17 protein-coding genes are annotated in these 16,364 nt (G+C 74.1%); 7 read left to right on the forward strand and 10 right to left on the reverse strand.

Annotated features, from left to right (window positions below):
• Positions 1-144: 144 nt before the first annotated feature.
• Positions 145-357, reverse strand: a complete 213-nt coding sequence (locus Pta02_RS28730; RefSeq protein WP_203878090.1) for a hypothetical protein — start codon at positions 355-357, stop codon at positions 145-147.
• An 89-nt stretch (positions 358-446) separates the two neighbouring features.
• Here Pta02_RS28730 and Pta02_RS28735 point away from each other — a divergent pair, with 89 nt between their 5' ends.
• Complete coding sequence (locus Pta02_RS28735) at positions 447-1,823, forward strand: FAD-dependent oxidoreductase (RefSeq protein WP_203878091.1); 1,377 nt, start codon at positions 447-449, stop codon at positions 1,821-1,823.
• A gap of 136 nt (positions 1,824-1,959) precedes the next feature.
• Positions 1,960-2,604, forward strand: a complete 645-nt coding sequence (locus Pta02_RS28740; protein WP_203878092.1) for a response regulator — start codon at positions 1,960-1,962, stop codon at positions 2,602-2,604.
• A gap of 87 nt (positions 2,605-2,691) precedes the next feature.
• Here the strand turns inward: Pta02_RS28740 and Pta02_RS28745 are convergent, their stop codons facing one another.
• The 3 genes from Pta02_RS28745 to Pta02_RS28755 all read right to left on the reverse strand — a co-directional run bounded on the left by Pta02_RS28745 (position 2,692) and on the right by Pta02_RS28755 (position 5,157).
• Positions 2,692-3,330: a hypothetical protein gene (locus Pta02_RS28745; protein WP_203878093.1), complete on the reverse strand. Its 639-nt coding sequence runs from the start codon at positions 3,328-3,330 to the stop codon at positions 2,692-2,694.
• 81 nt (positions 3,331-3,411) lie between these two features.
• Positions 3,412-4,293, reverse strand: a complete 882-nt coding sequence (locus tag Pta02_RS28750) for a DUF2268 domain-containing putative Zn-dependent protease (RefSeq protein WP_203878094.1) — start codon at positions 4,291-4,293, stop codon at positions 3,412-3,414.
• Positions 4,294-4,386: 93 nt separating this feature from the next.
• Positions 4,387-5,157, reverse strand: coding sequence for a hypothetical protein (locus Pta02_RS28755; RefSeq protein ID WP_203878095.1), 771 nt, complete (start codon positions 5,155-5,157; stop codon positions 4,387-4,389).
• Positions 5,158-5,261: 104 nt separating this feature from the next.
• Here Pta02_RS28755 and Pta02_RS28760 point away from each other — a divergent pair, with 104 nt between their 5' ends.
• The 5 genes from Pta02_RS28760 to Pta02_RS28780 all read left to right on the forward strand — a co-directional run bounded on the left by Pta02_RS28760 (position 5,262) and on the right by Pta02_RS28780 (position 9,581).
• Complete coding sequence (locus Pta02_RS28760; RefSeq protein ID WP_203878096.1) at positions 5,262-6,266, forward strand: AAA family ATPase; 1,005 nt, start codon at positions 5,262-5,264, stop codon at positions 6,264-6,266.
• Between the two features lie 74 nt (positions 6,267-6,340).
• Positions 6,341-7,288 (forward strand): DUF58 domain-containing protein, encoded by a 948-nt coding sequence (locus Pta02_RS28765; protein WP_203878106.1) that lies wholly within the window; start codon positions 6,341-6,343, stop codon positions 7,286-7,288.
• The gene (locus tag Pta02_RS28770; RefSeq protein ID WP_203878097.1) at positions 7,285-8,232 is read left to right on the forward strand and encodes a VWA domain-containing protein; all 948 of its coding nucleotides are present in this window, start codon (positions 7,285-7,287) and stop codon (positions 8,230-8,232) included. Before Pta02_RS28765 ends, Pta02_RS28770 begins: the two co-directional genes overlap by 4 nt.
• 70 nt (positions 8,233-8,302) lie before the next feature.
• Positions 8,303-8,941 carry a class I SAM-dependent methyltransferase gene (locus Pta02_RS28775; protein WP_203878098.1) on the forward strand — a complete coding sequence of 213 codons (639 nt, stop codon included), beginning with the start codon at positions 8,303-8,305 and terminating at the stop codon, positions 8,939-8,941.
• A gap of 70 nt (positions 8,942-9,011) precedes the next feature.
• Positions 9,012-9,581 (forward strand): TrmH family RNA methyltransferase, encoded by a 570-nt coding sequence (locus Pta02_RS28780; protein WP_203878099.1) that lies wholly within the window; start codon positions 9,012-9,014, stop codon positions 9,579-9,581.
• 89 nt (positions 9,582-9,670) lie between these two features.
• Here Pta02_RS28780 and Pta02_RS28785 read toward each other — a convergent pair whose 3' ends face one another.
• The 6 genes from Pta02_RS28785 to Pta02_RS28810 form a co-directional block, all read right to left on the reverse strand.
• Positions 9,671-9,847: a hypothetical protein gene (locus tag Pta02_RS28785; RefSeq protein WP_203878100.1), complete on the reverse strand. Its 177-nt coding sequence runs from the start codon at positions 9,845-9,847 to the stop codon at positions 9,671-9,673.
• Positions 9,848-9,951: 104 nt separating this feature from the next.
• Entirely contained in the window at positions 9,952-12,954 is a 3,003-nt protein-coding gene (locus Pta02_RS28790; RefSeq protein WP_203878101.1) for a serine/threonine-protein kinase, read from the reverse strand.
• A 9-nt stretch (positions 12,955-12,963) separates the two neighbouring features.
• Positions 12,964-13,647, reverse strand: a complete 684-nt coding sequence (locus Pta02_RS28795) for a hypothetical protein (RefSeq protein ID WP_203878102.1) — start codon at positions 13,645-13,647, stop codon at positions 12,964-12,966.
• Between the two features lie 25 nt (positions 13,648-13,672).
• Entirely contained in the window at positions 13,673-14,926 is a 1,254-nt protein-coding gene (locus tag Pta02_RS28800) for a DUF58 domain-containing protein (protein WP_203878103.1), read from the reverse strand.
• 11 nt (positions 14,927-14,937) lie between these two features.
• Positions 14,938-15,918, reverse strand: coding sequence for an AAA family ATPase (locus Pta02_RS28805; RefSeq protein WP_203878104.1), 981 nt, complete (start codon positions 15,916-15,918; stop codon positions 14,938-14,940).
• Between the two features lie 3 nt (positions 15,919-15,921).
• A complete protein-coding gene (locus Pta02_RS28810) occupies positions 15,922-16,314 on the reverse strand; it encodes a hypothetical protein (protein WP_203878105.1) in 393 nt (130 codons plus the stop codon).
• Between the last annotated feature and the right edge of the window lie 50 nt (positions 16,315-16,364).

A 16,364-nucleotide genomic window follows, 5' to 3' on the forward strand; every position in this document is an offset into this window, starting at 1 on the left:
CCCGCGCCCGCCCGGCAGATCGACGGCCTGCTGCACACCACGCCGTGGCAGGAGACGGCGGCCTGAACGGCGCGGACGTCCGGCCCGATCGCACGCGAGAGGGGATCGGGCCGCGGCTGCGGCCCCGTGCGGACCGCGTGGCCCTCATCCCTCGCCCGACGCGCTCAGCAGCGCATCCCGCCGGGCCTCCAACTCGCTGATCAGCCCCTCCTGCTCGTCGGCCATGTAGATCAGCTGCGAGCGCTCGACGCTGTCGGTGGGGCCCAGGTCGCCGAGCTGGTCGCGCAGGGCGGTGACCTCCGCGCGCAAACGCTCCAGGTCCGCCTCCACCTGCTGGAGTTCCTCATCCTTGCTCATCCGTTGTGCATACCCCGAGATCGCGATTCGACTCAAGACCGGCCCGTCCGGGCAGAGAGAGAGGATCATTGAAGGGGAAGGGAGAGGCCATGACGGAACGGCTGGTGGTGATCGGCGGAGACGCCGCAGGGCTGAGCGCGGCCTCCCAGGCGCGCAAGCGGCGCGGCCGGGAGGATCTGGAGATCGTCGTCTTCGAGCGGGGGCGGCACGCCTCCTACTCGGCCTGCGGCATCCCCTACCTGGTCAGCGGCGAGGTGTCCGACCCCGAGGATCTCGTGGCGCGCCGGCCCGAGGTCTTCCGCGACAAGATGGACATCGACCTCCGGCTGCGCAGCGAGGTCGTGGAGATCGACCTCGACCGGCGGGCGGTCGCCGTACGCGCGCAGGACGGCGAGCTCCGCCGTGAGCCGTTCGACCAGCTGGTCGTGGCCACCGGCGCGGTGCCGAGCCGTCCCGACCTGCCCGGCGCCACGGCCGAGGGGGTGTACGGCGTGCAGACCCTGGACGACGGAATCGCTCTGCTGCGCGCCCTGGAGGCCGGCGGGCCGCGCCGCGCGGTGGTGATCGGCGGCGGCTACATCGGCCTGGAGATGGCCGAGGCCATGCTCAAGCGCGGACTGGAGGTCACGCTCATCGAGGCGGGGCCGCAGCCGATGGGCACGCTGGACCCGGACATGGGCGCCATGGTCGCCGACGCGCTGCGCGGGCTGGGAGCCGAGATCCACCTCGGGGAGCCGGTGGAGGAGCTGCAGCACGAGGACGGCCGGGTCACCGCCGTGCGCACGGCGGACAGGACCGTCCCGGCCGACCTGGTCGTCCTCGGCCTCGGCACCCGCCCCAACAGCGCCCTCGCCCGGGAGGCGGGCATCGAGACGGGACCGACCGGCGGCATCGTCACCGACCGGCGGATGCGCACCTCCGCCGAAGGGGTCTGGGCGGCCGGCGACTGCGTCGAGACCTTCCACCTGGTCTCCCGGCGCCCGGTGGCCATCGCGCTCGGCACGCACGCCAACAAGCAGGGGCGGGCCGCGGGGATCAACATCGGCGGCGGGTACGCGAGCTTCCCCGGCGTCATCGGCACAGCCGTGTGCAAGGTCTGCGCCTACGAGGTGGCCCGCACCGGCCTGACCACCGCCGAGGCGGCGCGGGCCGGGTTCGAGACGGTCGAGGAGTCGGTGGAGTCCACCACGCGCGCCGGCTACTATCCCGGCGCGATGCAGATGACGACCAAGGTGATCGCCGACCGTGCGACCGGACGCCTGCTGGGCGCCCAGATCGTGGGCCGGGAGGGCGCGGCCAAGCGGATCGACGCCCTCGCCATCGCCATCTGGCACGAGATGACGGTGGCCGACATGACCGGCCTGGACCTGTCGTACGCGCCGCCCTTCGCCCCGGTGTGGGACCCCGTCCTGATCGCCGCGCGCAAGGCCGCCGAACGCCTCGAATCCGTGCACACGCGGCCGTGACGGCCTCGGCGTGCGCCTGCCCGCCCGGGGACGCCGAATCCGCGCGCGGCCTCGGCGGTCCCGGCGCGCGCGGGCCCGGCCGGAGGTGCCGGGTCCGGGCGCGGCCGGCCGTACCACCGCGCTAGGGTCGGTGATCATGACGGTGCGCGTGGTGATCGCCGACGACGAGGACCTGATCCGGGCGGGGCTGCGGATCATCATCGGCTCCGAGCCCGATCTCGCCGTGGTCGGCGAGGCCGCCGACGGGGCGGCCGTGGTGCCCGTGGTCCGCGAGCACCGGCCGGACGTGGTGCTCATGGACGTGCGCATGCCCGCGGTGGACGGCCTGCAGGCCACCCGGCTGCTGGTCGCGCTGCCCGAGCCGCCCAAGGTCGTCGTGGTGACCACCTTCGAGAACGACGATTACGTCTACGAGGCGCTGCGGGCCGGCGCCAGCGGCTTCCTGCTCAAGCGCACCCGGCCCGACGAGCTGGTCCAGGCCGTGCGCACCGTCGCCTCGGGCGACTCCCTGCTGTTCCCCGCGGCCATCCGCACCCTGGCGGCCCGGCGCGGGACGGCCGCCCGGAGCGCTCCCGGCATCGACCGGCTGACCTCGCGCGAGGGCGACGTGCTGCGGCTGATGGCCCGCGGGCTGTCCAACGGGGAGATCGCCGCCGAGCTGGTCGTCAGCCCGGAGACGGTCAAGACCCACGTCGGCAACGTGCTGGCCAAGCTGGAGGCCCGCGACCGCACCCAGGCCGTCATCGCCGCCTACGAGTCGGGCTTCGTCGCCGCCCGCTGAGACGCCGGGGACTCCGGCACGGGCGGATCCGAACCTCGCCGGTCGGCCGGTCGTCACCTCGGCGCCGCCCCGGGACAGCGGCCGGGATCACGTCCCGGCGACGGCTCCGACGATCACCAGGATGAGGAGGGGCAGCCCCAGCGCGCCCGTCCAGATGATCGCCTTCCTGACCCGCATCATGAGCGCGGCGAGGAACGCGATGAGCGTCAGCGCGAACGGCAGCGCGCTGAACAGCAGGATCGCCCGCCACACGCCCCGCGCCCGGGTGGGCAGCACCCGGTCCCCCTCGGGGGTCAGCACGGCGGGGAAGACCTCGCCCACCTCCGCGTCCGGGACGGTGTCGACGACGATCGGCTGCCGCGACCGGTCGTCGGACACGAAGCGCGCCTCGCAGTCGTAGTTCGTGCGCCGCGACCGCCCGGTCCCCACCGTGTAGGGCTCGCAGGACACGACGGTCGCGGTGCCGGGCACGCCCGTGTCACCGACCGCCGCCTCCAGCTCCGGCGTGACGGCCCCGACGACCATGATCACCAGCCAGACGAGCAGGGCCCCCGGAACGAGCAGGCACAGCGCCGTCCAGATGGTCATCCCGATTCCACGGCGCTCCGGCGGCGCGGCGGGCGCCCGCTCCGGTTCGCGTGTCATGGTCGTCCCCGGCGACCGGGTGACGGCGCCCTTGCCGGGGCGCCGCCGGGGCCGGTTCCCGGTCTTGCGCGTACGAGTCACGCCGACAATTGTGCACGCCGGCGCTTGCAACCCGGCTGCGACCTGCTGGTACGCACCGGCCGCCACCGCGTGCGACTCCGCTCAGGCGGGGACGGACACCCCGGCGGCGCGCAGGATCCGCGCCCCGGGCAGCACGGTGCTCTCGGCCGCGCTCAGCCCGGAGGCGGCCAGGTGCGCGTCGACGATGCGCAGGCCCACGCCGTACCCCGCCATGTCCGGGACGCCGACGGGTTCCTGCCCGAACCTGCCGGCGGCCGTGTCGCCCAGCACGTAGGCCGGGGTGTGCATCATGCCGGCCCGCCCGGCGTCGGCGGTGATCTTCTCGTAGGCGCGGTCGAACGCCTCGCCGGTCACCATCGACGACCACGGGCCCATGGCCTGCGGGCCCGACAGCTCGCGGACGAACGCTTCGGCCAGGCCCTCGGCCACGATGTGCTCGCCGACCGTCACCGTCGCCGGGTTCCACTCCACGTTGCAGTAGCGCACCTGGTGGTGGAACTCGTGCACCGCGCAGTGCGCGATGCGGCCGATGACGTCGTCGGACGGCCAGGCCAGCAGGTACAGCCAGCCCGGTGAGCCGCCCATGCCGTAGTACCCGCCGGCCGTGTTCATCAGGTAGTCCTCGTCGGGGTTGCCGAGCACGAACATGACCTGCAGGGTGTCGGGCCCCTTGATGTCCGGCACCGCCTCCCTCATGCGCCGCCAGGCGGCCTGCACGGTGCGCTCGATCTGGCCGCGGACGTCCTCCTCGATCAGGCGGCGCAGCGCGGGCGGGTAACGCTCGTCGTCGCGGTCGACCCGGAAACCGCCGCCGCCGTGGTGCAGGTCGACGAGATCACCGGGCACGGGGACGGCACCGCGCATCGGTGCCAGCATGTCGCGCAGCGCGTCGGCGCGCCGCTCCAGGGGAAGGTGCATCAGGTCCAGCATGACCCGCGGGGTGTCGTGAACGATGAGTTCCATGCGCACGAGGCTAGAAACTCACGTTACGTGAGACTCAAGTCGTTTCCGGCCCCGTCTTCCTCCGCCCTTTCCCCGCTTCCGTCTCCCCCCGGCTCAGATCGCGCCGTCGGCGTTGTCCTCGCCAGGCTCCGGGCCGGGCGTGCCCGTGCCGCTCTCGGTGGGCGACGGCGAGGGGGTGGGCGTGTCCTGCCCGGGCGCGGGCGTGGTCGGGACGGGCGGCGGGGTGGGCACGAACTCCGTCTCCGGCAGCTGGGAGGGGAAGCGCCGGCTGTCGTCCTCCGGGCGGACCAGCATCCAGAGCATCATGGCCAGCAGCACCAGCAGGACGGTCAGCACCACCCCGGCGATGATCACCGACCTGCGCGTCTCGGTGGCCGGCGGGGCGCCCCTGGGCGGCGCGGGCAGCGCGGGCGTGCGGTCGCCCACCCAGTGCGGGGCGAAGTCCGGGCCGTGCTGCTCGCCGATCAGCGTGCCGCGCACCAGCACCGGCTCCAGGAACCGCTCGGCCCCGGCCCGGTCGGGCTCGTACGGCGTGGCGACCCAGGGCGCGGTCCCGCCGCCCATCGCGAGCACGGGCGGGGCCGCGTCGGCCACCGCCGTACGGCCGCGCGCCGCCCTGGTCACCCACCCGCGGATCCCGCCCCGGGCGACGCCCGCCTCCTGGATGGCGGTGACGAAGCGGTCACGGGCCGCGGGGTCCTGGGCGGCGCCCTTGGTCAGCACCGCCACCGAGACCGCCCGGCCGTCGGGCCCCTGGCCGAGATAGACCAGACCGGCCGGCCCCACTCTCAGGCGTGCCTGCAGGACGAAAGGCCCGAGACGGGGCGGGTCACCGTACTGGAGCGGACTGGCCACGTCTGCCATGAAAGCACACCGAGGCGATCGCACTTCCTGCCCGTGGGGTACTAACAGGAAATCCGGATCCGGCAAGCCGCCCCGAGCGGCATCCCGTTTGGTGGAATATCTGCATGACCGTCGCCGAAGAACTGCCGAGCGAGACCGACGCGGGCCTGCTGCGCGAGGCGCTGTCGGAGGTCCGCCGCGTCATCGTGGGCCAGGAGCACATGGTGGAGCGGCTGCTCGTCGCCCTGCTCGCCCGCGGCCACTGCCTGCTGGAGGGCGTGCCCGGAGTCGCCAAGACCCTGGCCGCCTCCACCCTGGCCACCGTGGTGGGCGGCACGTTCGCCCGCATCCAGTTCACCCCCGACCTGGTGCCCAGCGACATCGTCGGCACCCGGGTCTACCACCCCTCCCGCGAGGAGTTCGACGTCGAGCTCGGGCCGGTGTTCGTCAACTTCCTCCTCGCCGACGAGATCAACCGCGCGCCCGCCAAGGTGCAGTCGGCGCTGCTGGAGGTCATGGCCGAGCGTCAGGTGTCCCTGGCCGGCCGGACCCACCCGCTGCCCAGGCCGTTCATCGTGCTGGCCACCCAGAACCCGATCGAGTCCGAGGGCGTCTACCCGCTGCCCGAGGTCCAGCGCGACCGCTTCCTGTTCCGGGTCCGCGTCGTCCACCCCAGCGCCCACGAGGAACTGGAGATCCTGCACCGGATGAGCGTGGCGCCGCCCGCCCCGCGGCCGGTGCTCGACCCGCAGCGGCTGGCCGCCCTGCAGGACCTCGCCGACCAGGTCTCGGTGCACCAGCTCGTCGCCGACTACGTCGTCCGCCTGGTGATGGCCACCCGCTCCCCGGCCGAGTACGGCCTGTCCGACCTGGAGGAGATCATCGAGATCGGGGTCAGCCCCCGCGCCACGCTCGGCCTGGTGGCCGCCGGGCGCGGCCTGGCCCTGCTGCGCGGCCGCGACTACCTGCTCCCCGACGACATCCGCGACGTGGCCGTGGACGTGATGTCCCACCGGCTGATGCTCACCTTCGACGCCGTCGCCGACGGGCTGGACCCCGACGAGGTGGTCCGCCGGATCCTCGCCGCCGTGCCGCCGCCCCTGGTGGTCTGGAACCAGGGCGCCCGGTGACCCCCGGTCCCCGCAAGGACGGCGGCCGCGCGCAAGCCTCCGGGACCTCCGGGGCCGCCGCGCGCGGCGCCGCCCTGGGCACGGCCGAGCAGGCGCTCCGGCGTCTGGAGCTGACCGTCGTGCGGCGGCTGGACGGGTTGCTGCAGGGCTCCTACCAGGGCCTGCTGCCCGGGCCCGGCAGCGAGTTCGGCGACAGCCGGGTCTACGTCCCCGGCGAGGACGACATCCGCAGGATGGACTGGGCGGTGACCGCCCGCACGACCGTGCCCCACGTCAGGGATCTGATCGCCGACCGGGAGCTGGAGACCTGGGCGCTGGCCGACCTGTCGCCGAGCATGGACTTCGGCACCGCCGGCCTGGAGAAGCGGGAGCTGGTGGTGGCCGCCATCGCCGCGGTCGGGTTCCTGACCGGCCGGGCCGGCAACCGCTTCGGCGCCTACGTCCTGCACGACGAGTACATCCACCGGATGCCGGCCAGAGGCGGCCGCCCCGCCCTGTACGGCCTGCTGAACTCGCTGATGGCCGCGCCCCGCGGCCGGGTGGTGGCCGACGCCCCCGACCTCGCGGAGGGGATCGAGGTGCTGACCTCGGCCCGGCGGCGGCGCGGCCTGCGGGTGATCGTCTCCGACTTCCTGGACGCCGAGCCCAACCTCGACCCCGGCCTGGAGCTGCCGTGGGAGCGGCCGATCCGCCGCCTGGCGGCCCGCCACCAGGTGCTGGCCGTCGAGGTGATCGACCCGCGTGAGCTGGAGCTGCCGGCCGTGGGCATGATCAGCCTGACCGATCCGGAGTCGGGCCGGGCCCGCCGGGTCCATCTCACTCCCAAGGTCCGCGCGGCCTACGCCCGGGCGGCGGCCGCGCAGCGGGAGATCACCCGGATGGCGCTGCGGCGCTGCGGCGTGGCGCACCTGGTGCTGCGCACCGACCGCGACTGGGTGTTCGACATCGCGCAGTTCGTGCTCAGGCAGCGTCACACGGCCCACATGGCGCACCGGCACCCGACGGCAGGAGTGAACAGGTGACCTTCCTCTCCCCGGCCTGGTTGTGGCTGTTCGCACTGCTCGTGCTGCTCGTGGCCGGCTACGTGGCCGCCCAGTTCGCCAGGCGGCGCTACGCGGTGCGCTTCACCAACCTCCCGCTGCTGGACCTGGTGACCCCCTCGGGTCCCGGCTGGCGCCGGCACGTCACCCCGATCCTGTTCCTGCTGATGATGAGCCTGCTGGTCCTGGGCGCCGCCCGCCCGGCCGACTCGGTGCGGGTCCCCCGCGACCGGGCCACCATCATCGTCGCGCTGGACGTCTCGCTGTCGATGGAGGCCGCCGACGTCCCGCCCAACCGGCTCGCCGCGGCCAAGGACGCCGCCCAGAAGTTCGTCGCGGACCTGCCCGAGCGCTTCAACGTCGGCCTGGTGGCCTTCGCGCGCTCGGCCGGCGTCGTGGTCTCCCCGACCACCGACCACCAGGCCGTGATCACCTCGCTGCGCAACCTCAGCACCCGGGCCGGCACGGCCATCGGCGAGGCGGTGTTCAGCTCCATCGACTCGATCCGCTCCTTCGACCAGCAGGCCGTGACCGATCCGCCGCCCGCGGCGATCGTCCTGCTGTCCGACGGCGACAACACCTCGGGCCGCTCGGTGGCCGAGGCGGTCGAGTCGGCGGTGAGCGCCCGGGTCCCGGTCTCCACGATCGCCTACGGCACCCAGGAGGGCACCGTCTCCATCGACGGCCGCGACGTGAACGTCCCGGTGAACAAGGCCACCCTGCAGACCCTCTCGCAGGGCACCGGGGGCCGGGCCTACGAGGCCGAGTCGGGGACCGAGCTGCGCGCGGTCTACGAGCAGATCGGCACCTCGCTGGGCTACCGGACGGTCAACCAGGAGATCAGCCAGTGGTTCGTCCTGGCGGCGCTGCTGACCGGGATGCTGGTCGCCGTCTCGGCGGGTCTGCTGGGAACCCGGCTGCCCTGAGCCCCGTCCCGGGCGGGGGACGGCGGGCGGGGCGTCCGGAGTGCGCCGCGGCAGGCGGGACAATGGGCACGTGGCACATTACTTCGAGGAGCGCCCCGAGACCGCCAGCCGTCCCGGCTCGGTCACGCTGGTCCTCCCCGACCTGCATCTGAAGCTGGAGACCGACAGCGGGGTGTTCTCCCCCGAGCGGGTCGACCAGGGCACGCGGATCCTGCTGGAGAGCGTCCCCCCTCCCCCGGCCGGGGGCGACCTGCTGGACCTGGGCTGCGGTTACGGGCCGATCGCGCTGACCATGGCCGCCAGGGCTCCGCAGGCGACGGTGTGGGCGGTCGACGTCAACCGGCGTTCGGTGGAGCTGTGCGCGGGGAACGCCCGGACCGCCGGCCTTGACAAAGTAAGGTCAGTGCACGTCGACGAGGTCCCGCCCGACGTCAGGTTCCGGGCCATCTGGTCCAACCCCGCCATCCGCATCGGCAAGGCGGCCATGCACGACATGCTCACCCGCTGGCTGTCGCGGCTCACCCCGGACGGCGTCGCCCACCTGGTGGTCCAGAAGCACCTGGGGTCGGACTCCCTGCAGCGCTGGCTGAACGACCGGGGCTGGCCGACGACCCGGACGGCATCCCGCTCGTCCTACCGGATCCTGCAGGTCCGGGCGCGGGAGGCGGCGGAGGGAAGCCCGGAGAAGGTCACGGGGCAGACGACGTGACGGGCACGAGGACGGGCACGGCGGGCACCGCCGTACGGCGAGGCGATCGACGACAGACGGGGAAGCAGCGATGACCACCAACCCGCGCAGGCAGCTGCGGCCGACCGACGTCAAGCGGCTCAACCGCACCTGGCGCAGGAGCACCGAGGGCCGGCTGGCGCTGATCGTCGAGTCGGTCACCGGGCCGTTCAACATCGGCTCCATCTTCCGTACGGCCGCCGCCTTCGGGGTGGAGCACATCTGGCTGGCCGGCAACGCCACTCCCCCGACCAACCCCAAGGCCCAGAAGACCGCCCTGGGCACCGACCGGCTGGTCGCCTGGGAGGAACCCGTCCCGGTGGTGGAGGCCGTGCGGGCCGCCAGGGCCGAGGGGTTCCGGGTGGTCGCGGTGGAGCTGACCGGCGACGCCGTACCCCTGCACGAGGCCGGCCTGACCGGTGACGTGTGCCTGGTGGTGGGCAGCGAGGACCACGGCTGCTCCCCGGCGCTGCTGGAGGCCGCCGACGCCGTCTGCTACATCCCCCAGGTCGGCCGGGTCGGGTCCTTCAACGTCGCGGTGGCCACCGCCATCGCCGTGGCCGAGGTCCGCCGCCAGGAGTGGGCGGGCCTGAAGCCGGTCCACGCCCCGGGCGGGGAGTGACCCCGCCCGCGGGACGGACCGGCCGGCCTCGCCGGGGCCGCGGCCCCGGCGGGCGAGGCCTCAGTCGCCCTCAGTCGGCCTCGTCGGCCTCAGTCGCGCACGCGGGCGGAGCCGCCGCGGAAGAGCTTGGCCCCGAACATGACGACCACGGCCACCAGGCCGATGATCAGGGCCCACTTGAGCAGGCCGAACAGGAAGCCCAGCACCGAGCCGAGCAGCATGAAGGCGACTATCACGGCCGCCACGATCAACAGAATTCGTCCCATGCCTCCACGGTAGGCGCTCGCGCGGCCGGGTGGCGGGTTCGCGGGCCGAAGTCAGGGACAAGCCAGGGTCACCCCTCAGGGTCGGCGGCCCGCACGCGCGCCGTTCACCCGGTCCTGCCCGCGAAGGTGATCGTGGCGGTGCCCGCCAGCCGGACCGACATGCCCGGCTGGAGGGTGAGGCCGGTGCCCGGCGGCAGGTCCACGAAGCCGGCGTCCTCGCCGAACCGCACCGCGGTCCCGGTCGTGGAGTCCAGATCGTAGGCCACGACCTTCCATTCCTCGGGATACACGGCCAGGTGCCGGGGGTCGGCGCCGGCGACCGGCACCGGCGCGAACACGAGCGGTTCCTCCTCCCGCTCCTCCTGCGGCGTCGGCTCCGCCTCGTCGGGGTCGCCGGGATCGCCGCCGAAGACGTAGCCCCTGTCCAGCGGGAACCGCCGGCCGTCGTCGAGGACCAGTTCGCCCAGGCAGGGCCGGGACCGGGCGAAGTGGGTCAGGCTGCCGCCGAGGGTCGCGCCGCACACCATGCAGCTCGCACGGCTCCCGTCGGTGAAGTGCCCGTTCCCGCAGTGCACTCCGTACACCAGGGGCGCCGCCCTCCGGGGTTCCCGCCCGGGTCCCGACACGGGCTCCGGCGGCGGTGGAGGCGGGGACGGGGGAGGGGGGCCGTACCCCGACGGCGGGGGGCCGTACTCGGCGGGCGGAGACGTGGAGGTGGGGACGGGCTCGGGCGCGGGGGCGGGCGGAGGCGGCATGCGGGCGAGGTCCGCCAGATCCAGCGCCAGCTCGTACGGCGTCGCGTACCGGTCGGCGGGGGCGAGCGCGGTGGCCTTGCGGATCACGGGCAGGAGCTCGGGCGGCACGTCGTCGAAGTCGAGCTTGTTGTTCGTGACCCGCGCGAGCACCGTCAGCACGGAGCCGGTTCCGGCGATCGGGCGCCCGGTGCAGGCGAAGGCCAGCACGAGACCCAGGGCGTAGACGTCGGACCGGATGTCCTGGGCTCCCCCGGAGATCGCCTCCGGCGCCATGTACGCGGGGGTGCCGACCGGCGTCCCGGTGATCAGGGTGGACTCGCTCTCCTGGTGGTGCTTGGCGATCCCGAAGTCGATGACGACCGGCCCCCTGTCCGGGTTCATGATGATGTTCGCCGGTTTCAGGTCGATCCGGTACATCCCCCGCTCGAACACGTGCTGCAGGATGTTCGCCAGCCGGAACCCCAGAGCGGCCGCCTCCGGGGCGGGCATCGGGCCCTCGGTCTCGATGTGACTCTGCAGGGTCGGGCCCTCGACCAGTTCCATCACCAGCGCGAAGCCGATCGCGGGATCGTCCTGGAAGACGTCGAGAGTGCGGACGACGCCGTCGTGGTCGAGCCGCCGCGCCACCTCGATCTCCCGGTTGAAGCGCCACGCGGACTCCGGGCCCGGGTTGTTGAGGACCTTCACGGCGACGTGCTCGGAGCGGTTGCGGTCCCAGGCGCGGTACACCGTGCCCATCCCGCCGTGGCCGATCACCTGGACCAGGTCGTAGCGGTCGCCGATCACCTTGATCACGCCCTCGGCCGAGGCGGAATCGGCCGCCGCCCCCGCCGCCGCGGACGGCACCAGCAGCTTGATCTCCAGGCTCGCCCGTTCCGACTCGCTGTGCAGGGCCAGGCCGAGCAGGTCCTGCCGTATCCCGTCGGTGAGCGCGTAACTGGTCAGCTCGGTCGCCGGGTCCCGGCCGAGCATGGTGGCCTCCGCCCCCGACTGCCGTACCACCCTGACGACCTTCTCCTCGGCCAGGTGCCCGAGCAGCCGGTCCAGCTCGGCGTGCGAGACGCCCAGCATGCGGTCGAGCTGCCCGGCCCCGGCCGCCTGCAGGATGTCCTGACCGGTGAACACCTCGCCGTCGCTGCGCAGGATCCAGTCCACGATGTAGTAGGCCGACATGCGCCAGCGGTCCTTGTCGATCGGCACGGCCAGCAGCCGCTCCTTGCCGCTGGTGCGGTAGTACGCCTCCAGCACCGCCTCCATCCGCGCGTAGAAGTCCACCCGCTCCGCCTCCACGCCCTCCACGCGCAGGTACGGCTGCTCGCCCTCCCAGGCGACCAGCTCGCCGAACTCCTGCAGCAGCCGCCTGGGCACGCCTCTGGCCTTGAAGCGCAGGTAGGCGCTGAGCCGCTCGAGCTCCCCGGGATCGGGCCGCTCCTCCAGCAGGGCGGTGAGCAGCCGTTCCGGCGCGTCCCAGATGCACGGCACGTACATCCGCCAGGCGAAGACGCTCTCGTAGACGCTGTTTCCCCTGCTGATGTCCAGCACGGCGCGGTCGTGCAGGTCGGCGCCGGCCACGATGAGGAAGTGCACGCCGCGCATGGTCAGCACGTTCTTCAGCGTGCTGACCATCACCTCGAAGGCGGCCAGGCCTTCGGCGTCGCCGGTGAGCTTGTCCGCCTCGTCCAGCACGATCACCAGGTGGACCCGGCTGGCCGCGCGCCGCCGCCACCAGCCGCGGGCCGCGGGGATCTCGACGAGCGACACGATGCGGTCCAGATCGTGCTCGACGTCGGTGTCGGCGTAGGTCAGGAAGGAGGCCTCGGTCGCCAGCGACCGCGTGCGCTTGCGGGTGAGGTTCAGGTTGGGCGCGATGTACCCGAGGGGGCCGGCCAGCTTCCTGGCCGCCTCCCCCATGCCCAGGCCCAGGGCCGCGTTGACCTCGCTGGCGTCGGACTGGGTCTGCTTGAGCCCGTAGGAGGTGCGGATGTGGGCCAGCATGAGGGCGCGCTGCGCGGCCGGGGGGAGCTGCTCCAGGATGCCGCGGTCGTTCAGGGCCTCGTAGGTCCTGCGCACCACCGCGAACAGCAGGCGCTCCGGAGTGGTCGGCCGGGCCACGCTCAGCACGATGGGGACGGTGACCTCGCCCGGCTCGGCCCTGATCTCGGCGAGGGCGCGGCTGACGACCGTGCTCTTGCCGACGCCGCGGAACCCGGTGATCAGGAACGTTCCACCGCGGGACTTGCGCAGGCGCTGCTTGAGCTCGGCCACGAAGGTCTCGTTGCCGAGCATGGGGACGCCGCCCTCGTCCATGTGCAGCGGTTCATGGATGTAGCGGAACGTTCTGCACAGACGCACATCCCAGGCTTACCACCGGCGGGGGTCGCTGTCCCGCTCATCCGGAGGTCCCGGATCCGGGTCGCGTACGGCGCCGCCGTGGAATCGGCCGGGTACGGCGCCGCCGGGGAGTCCGCCGGGGCTCGAACCGGGTACGGCGCCGCCGGGGAGCCCACCGATGTCCGGGCCGGGTACGGCGCCGCGGCCCGTCTGCCGCAGGGCGCGGGCCACGGCCAGCGCCCCCGCCGCCCCCAGCACGACCGCCGCCGCGGCCGGGATCGCGGCACCGGCCGCGCCCGTGAGCGCCGCGAGGAGCAGGCACACCACGGCCGAGACCGCGCTCACCGCCCCGGTCCTGGCCAGCCACGCGGCCAGGACGGGCGCGGGGATCCGGGCCGCGACCGGGACCTGGGCCGCGATGGCGGCCGCGCCGTGGTGCAGGTACAGCAGCAGGCCGATGACCAGGCCCGCGACCGGGGACGGGGCGTAGCCGTACACGGCGGTGGTCACCAGCCAGACCGCCACCGTGACGATCTGCGCCGGCAGCACCCACCCGCCCTCGGGCTCGGCCGCGGTCAGCAGCGCCAGCAGCCCGGCGAACAGCGGCATCACCAGCCCGGCGCGGTAGTCCGGCGGCATGGCCACCAGCGGGGCGGCCGTCCCGGCGGCCCACACCAGCGCCCGCCAGGCCAGCGAGTGCACCATGAAGGTCATCGCCGCACCCCGCGGGCGGGGCGCCTCACCGGATCACCGCCGTGATCCGTGCGGCCTCGCGCAGGATCGCGTCCAGGCTTCCCGAACCGCGCCAGGCCTCCACGGGCACGCCGGCCTCGCGCAGGCGCCCGAGGGTGTTGTCGCGCTCCAGGCGCCACAGGCGCTCGGCGAGATCCGACCACTCGCCGCCGGAGCGCGGCGGCAGGCCCGGCGGCAGGGTCTCGACCGCGACCAGCGGGCGCCGCGCCCGGGCCAGGACGGCCAGGGCGGTGGCGCTGCGCGGGTCCAGCAGCGGGGTGAGCATGACGATCAGGGTGCTGGAGGAGAGCGCGCCCGCGGCCAGGATCCGGTCGCCGAGGAACTCGTGGCCGCCGGGCATCGGGCGGGTCTCCGCCAGCCAGGACAGCTGGAGCAGGTGGTGGCGGCGCCCGGTGCCCGGCGGCAGCCGCCGCAGCCGGGGCCCGAACTCCACCAGGGACACCCGGTCGCCCTGGTGGGTGTAGTGCCCGGCGATCGAGGCGGCGGCCCGGACCGCGACGTCCAGCACGCTGGGGCCGCCGCCGTCGCCACCGCCGCCCGCGTCGTGCAGCACGTCGAGGAGGATCACGATCTCGGCGTCGCGGTCGGGCTGGGTGGCGTTCACGTACGGCTCGCGGGTCCGCAGGGTGGTGCGCCAGTCGATGCGGCGCAACCGGTCGCCCGGCCGGTAGGGCCGCACCCCGGCCAGCTCTCCCCCGTCGCCGGGCCTGCGCGCGCGGTGGATCCCGGACATGCCGCCGGGGCGGGGCACGGGGGTCCGCGAGGAGTACGGCTCGGCGGCGGGCAGGACGCGCACGTTCCTCGGCGGCAGGACCCGCTCGGCCGTCTCCAGCAGCCCGTCGCACGCGAAGGCCCGGACGCGGACCGGCCCGAAGGCGTGCATGCCCCAGCGCGCCGCCGTACCGGTCAGCGGGACGGAGGCCGGCGCGCGCACCACCCTGGGGCGGGCGTCGTGGCCCAGCGCGGGGGCGGCCGCCAGGACGACGCAGACCGCGTCCGGGTCGCCGTCCAGCGTCACCGACGCGGTGACCGGGTCGGCCTCGGTGACGGTGTCCTCCTCCAGCCGCAGCCCGGCCCGCGGGACCCGCCGGGGCCGCGAGCGCAGCGAGAGCACCGTGCCCAGCACGAAGGGAACCGCGACGACCACCAGGTCCGCCCGCCCCAGGGCCACCGCCAGCAGGCACAGCCCCACCGGCAGGACGACGGCGCGCCGGAACGCCGGAGCCGTCGACCAGCTCACCGTAGGGACGGTCACGAGGGGGTCCCGGTGTAGGTGGGCAGGCGGTCGGAGGCGGGGACGGGGACGCGGGCGCAGATCTCCTCGACGATCGCGGCGGGGTCGACGCGGCGCAGCCACACCTCGGGGCGCAGGCTCAGGCGGTGCGACAGCGCGGCCGGGGCGGCCTGCTTGACGTCCTCGGGGACGACGTAGTCGCGGCCGGCGAGGGCCGCGCGGGCGCGGGCGGTCAACAGCAGGGCGAGGGAGCCGCGCGGGGAGGCGCCGACCTGGACCTGCGGGTGCTCGCGAGTGGCGGCGACGAGCTCGACGATGTAGCGGCCCACCGAGTCCTCGACCGCCACGTCCTCCAGCGCGCGCTGCATCTCCGTCAGCGTGGCGGCGTCGACCACGGGCTGCAGTACGGTCTCCTCGGCCCGGCGGGCCATGCGCCTGCGCAGCATCGTCTGCTCCTCCTGCGCCGAGGGGTAGCCGAAGGAGACCCGCAGCAGGAACCGGTCGAGCTGGGCCTCGGGCAGCGGGTAGGTGCCCTCGTACTCGATGGGGTTGGCGGTGGCCAGCACGTGGAAGGGGGCCCGCAGCTCGTGGGTGACGCCCTCGACGCTGACCTGGCGTTCCTGCATGGCCTCCAGCAGCGCCGCCTGGGTCTTGGGCGGGGTGCGGTTGATCTCGTCGGCGAGCAGCAGGTCGGTGAAGACGGGGCCGGGGCGGAAGACGAAGTCGCCGTCGCGCTGGTTGTACAGGTAGGACCCGGTGACGTCGGCCGGCAACAGGTCGGGGGTGAACTGCAGCCGGGTGAAGTCCAGGCCCAGGGTCTGGGCGAAGCAGCGGGCGGTGAGGGTCTTGGCCAGGCCGGGGAAGTCCTCCAGCAGGACGTGGCCGCCCGCCAGGATCCCGGCCAGCACCAGCTCCAGTGCCTCGCGCTTGCCGACCACGACCGTGTTGACGCGGTCGAGCACCTCCCCGGCGCGCCTGCCGACCTCGGCGGGATCCATCCGTCACATCTCCTCAATGCGCGCGACCAGGCGGGCCAGCTCGGCGCGGGTCGGGACCGTCCGCCACGGGACGGTGAGCAGGTCGTGCAGGTCGGGGCCGAGAATCTCCCGCGCGCGGGCCGGATCGTGCGCGCCGTACCGCAGGCGCAGACGCTCGGCGGTCAGATCCGCCAGCCGGGAGCGCACGAGCGCGTGATAGCGCTCGGGGTCGTCCCGGGCGGCGGCCAGGCGCCGCTCCCACCAGCGGACCTCGATGAACGCGTGGTCGGCCGGCCAGGGCGTGTCCATCTCCGGGACCGCCGGCCGGGGCGCGCCCGAGGGGATCCGGCGCAGCAGGACGAAGGCCGCGATCCCGGCGGCCACCAGCACGGCGACGTGCCACAACAGGCCGCTCACGCGTCCTCCTCCGTCGGCCGCGTTCGCTGCGCTGCTGTGCCCACGGCTCG

Source organism: Paraplanobispora takensis, from assembly GCF_016863195.1.
GTDB lineage: Bacteria > Actinomycetota > Actinomycetes > Streptosporangiales > Streptosporangiaceae > Planobispora > Planobispora takensis.

Excerpts from the sequence above, each read along its gene's own strand:
- Pta02_RS28730 (WP_203878090.1), bottom strand. The coding sequence starts at position 357 with ATGAGCAAGGATGAGGAACTCCAGCAGGTGGAGGCGGACCTGGAGCGT.
- Pta02_RS28735 (WP_203878091.1), top strand. The coding sequence starts at position 447 with ATGACGGAACGGCTGGTGGTGATCGGCGGAGACGCCGCAGGGCTGAGC.
- Pta02_RS28740 (WP_203878092.1), top strand. The coding sequence starts at position 1,960 with ATGACGGTGCGCGTGGTGATCGCCGACGACGAGGACCTGATCCGGGCG.
- Pta02_RS28750 (WP_203878094.1), bottom strand. The coding sequence starts at position 4,293 with ATGGAACTCATCGTTCACGACACCCCGCGGGTCATGCTGGACCTGATG.
- Pta02_RS28755 (WP_203878095.1), bottom strand. The coding sequence starts at position 5,157 with ATGGCAGACGTGGCCAGTCCGCTCCAGTACGGTGACCCGCCCCGTCTC.
- Pta02_RS28760 (WP_203878096.1), top strand. The coding sequence starts at position 5,262 with ATGACCGTCGCCGAAGAACTGCCGAGCGAGACCGACGCGGGCCTGCTG.
- Pta02_RS28780 (WP_203878099.1), top strand. The coding sequence starts at position 9,012 with ATGACCACCAACCCGCGCAGGCAGCTGCGGCCGACCGACGTCAAGCGG.
- Pta02_RS28785 (WP_203878100.1), bottom strand. The coding sequence starts at position 9,847 with ATGGGACGAATTCTGTTGATCGTGGCGGCCGTGATAGTCGCCTTCATG.
- Pta02_RS28795 (WP_203878102.1), bottom strand. The coding sequence starts at position 13,647 with ATGACCTTCATGGTGCACTCGCTGGCCTGGCGGGCGCTGGTGTGGGCC.
- Pta02_RS28805 (WP_203878104.1), bottom strand. The coding sequence starts at position 15,918 with ATGGATCCCGCCGAGGTCGGCAGGCGCGCCGGGGAGGTGCTCGACCGC.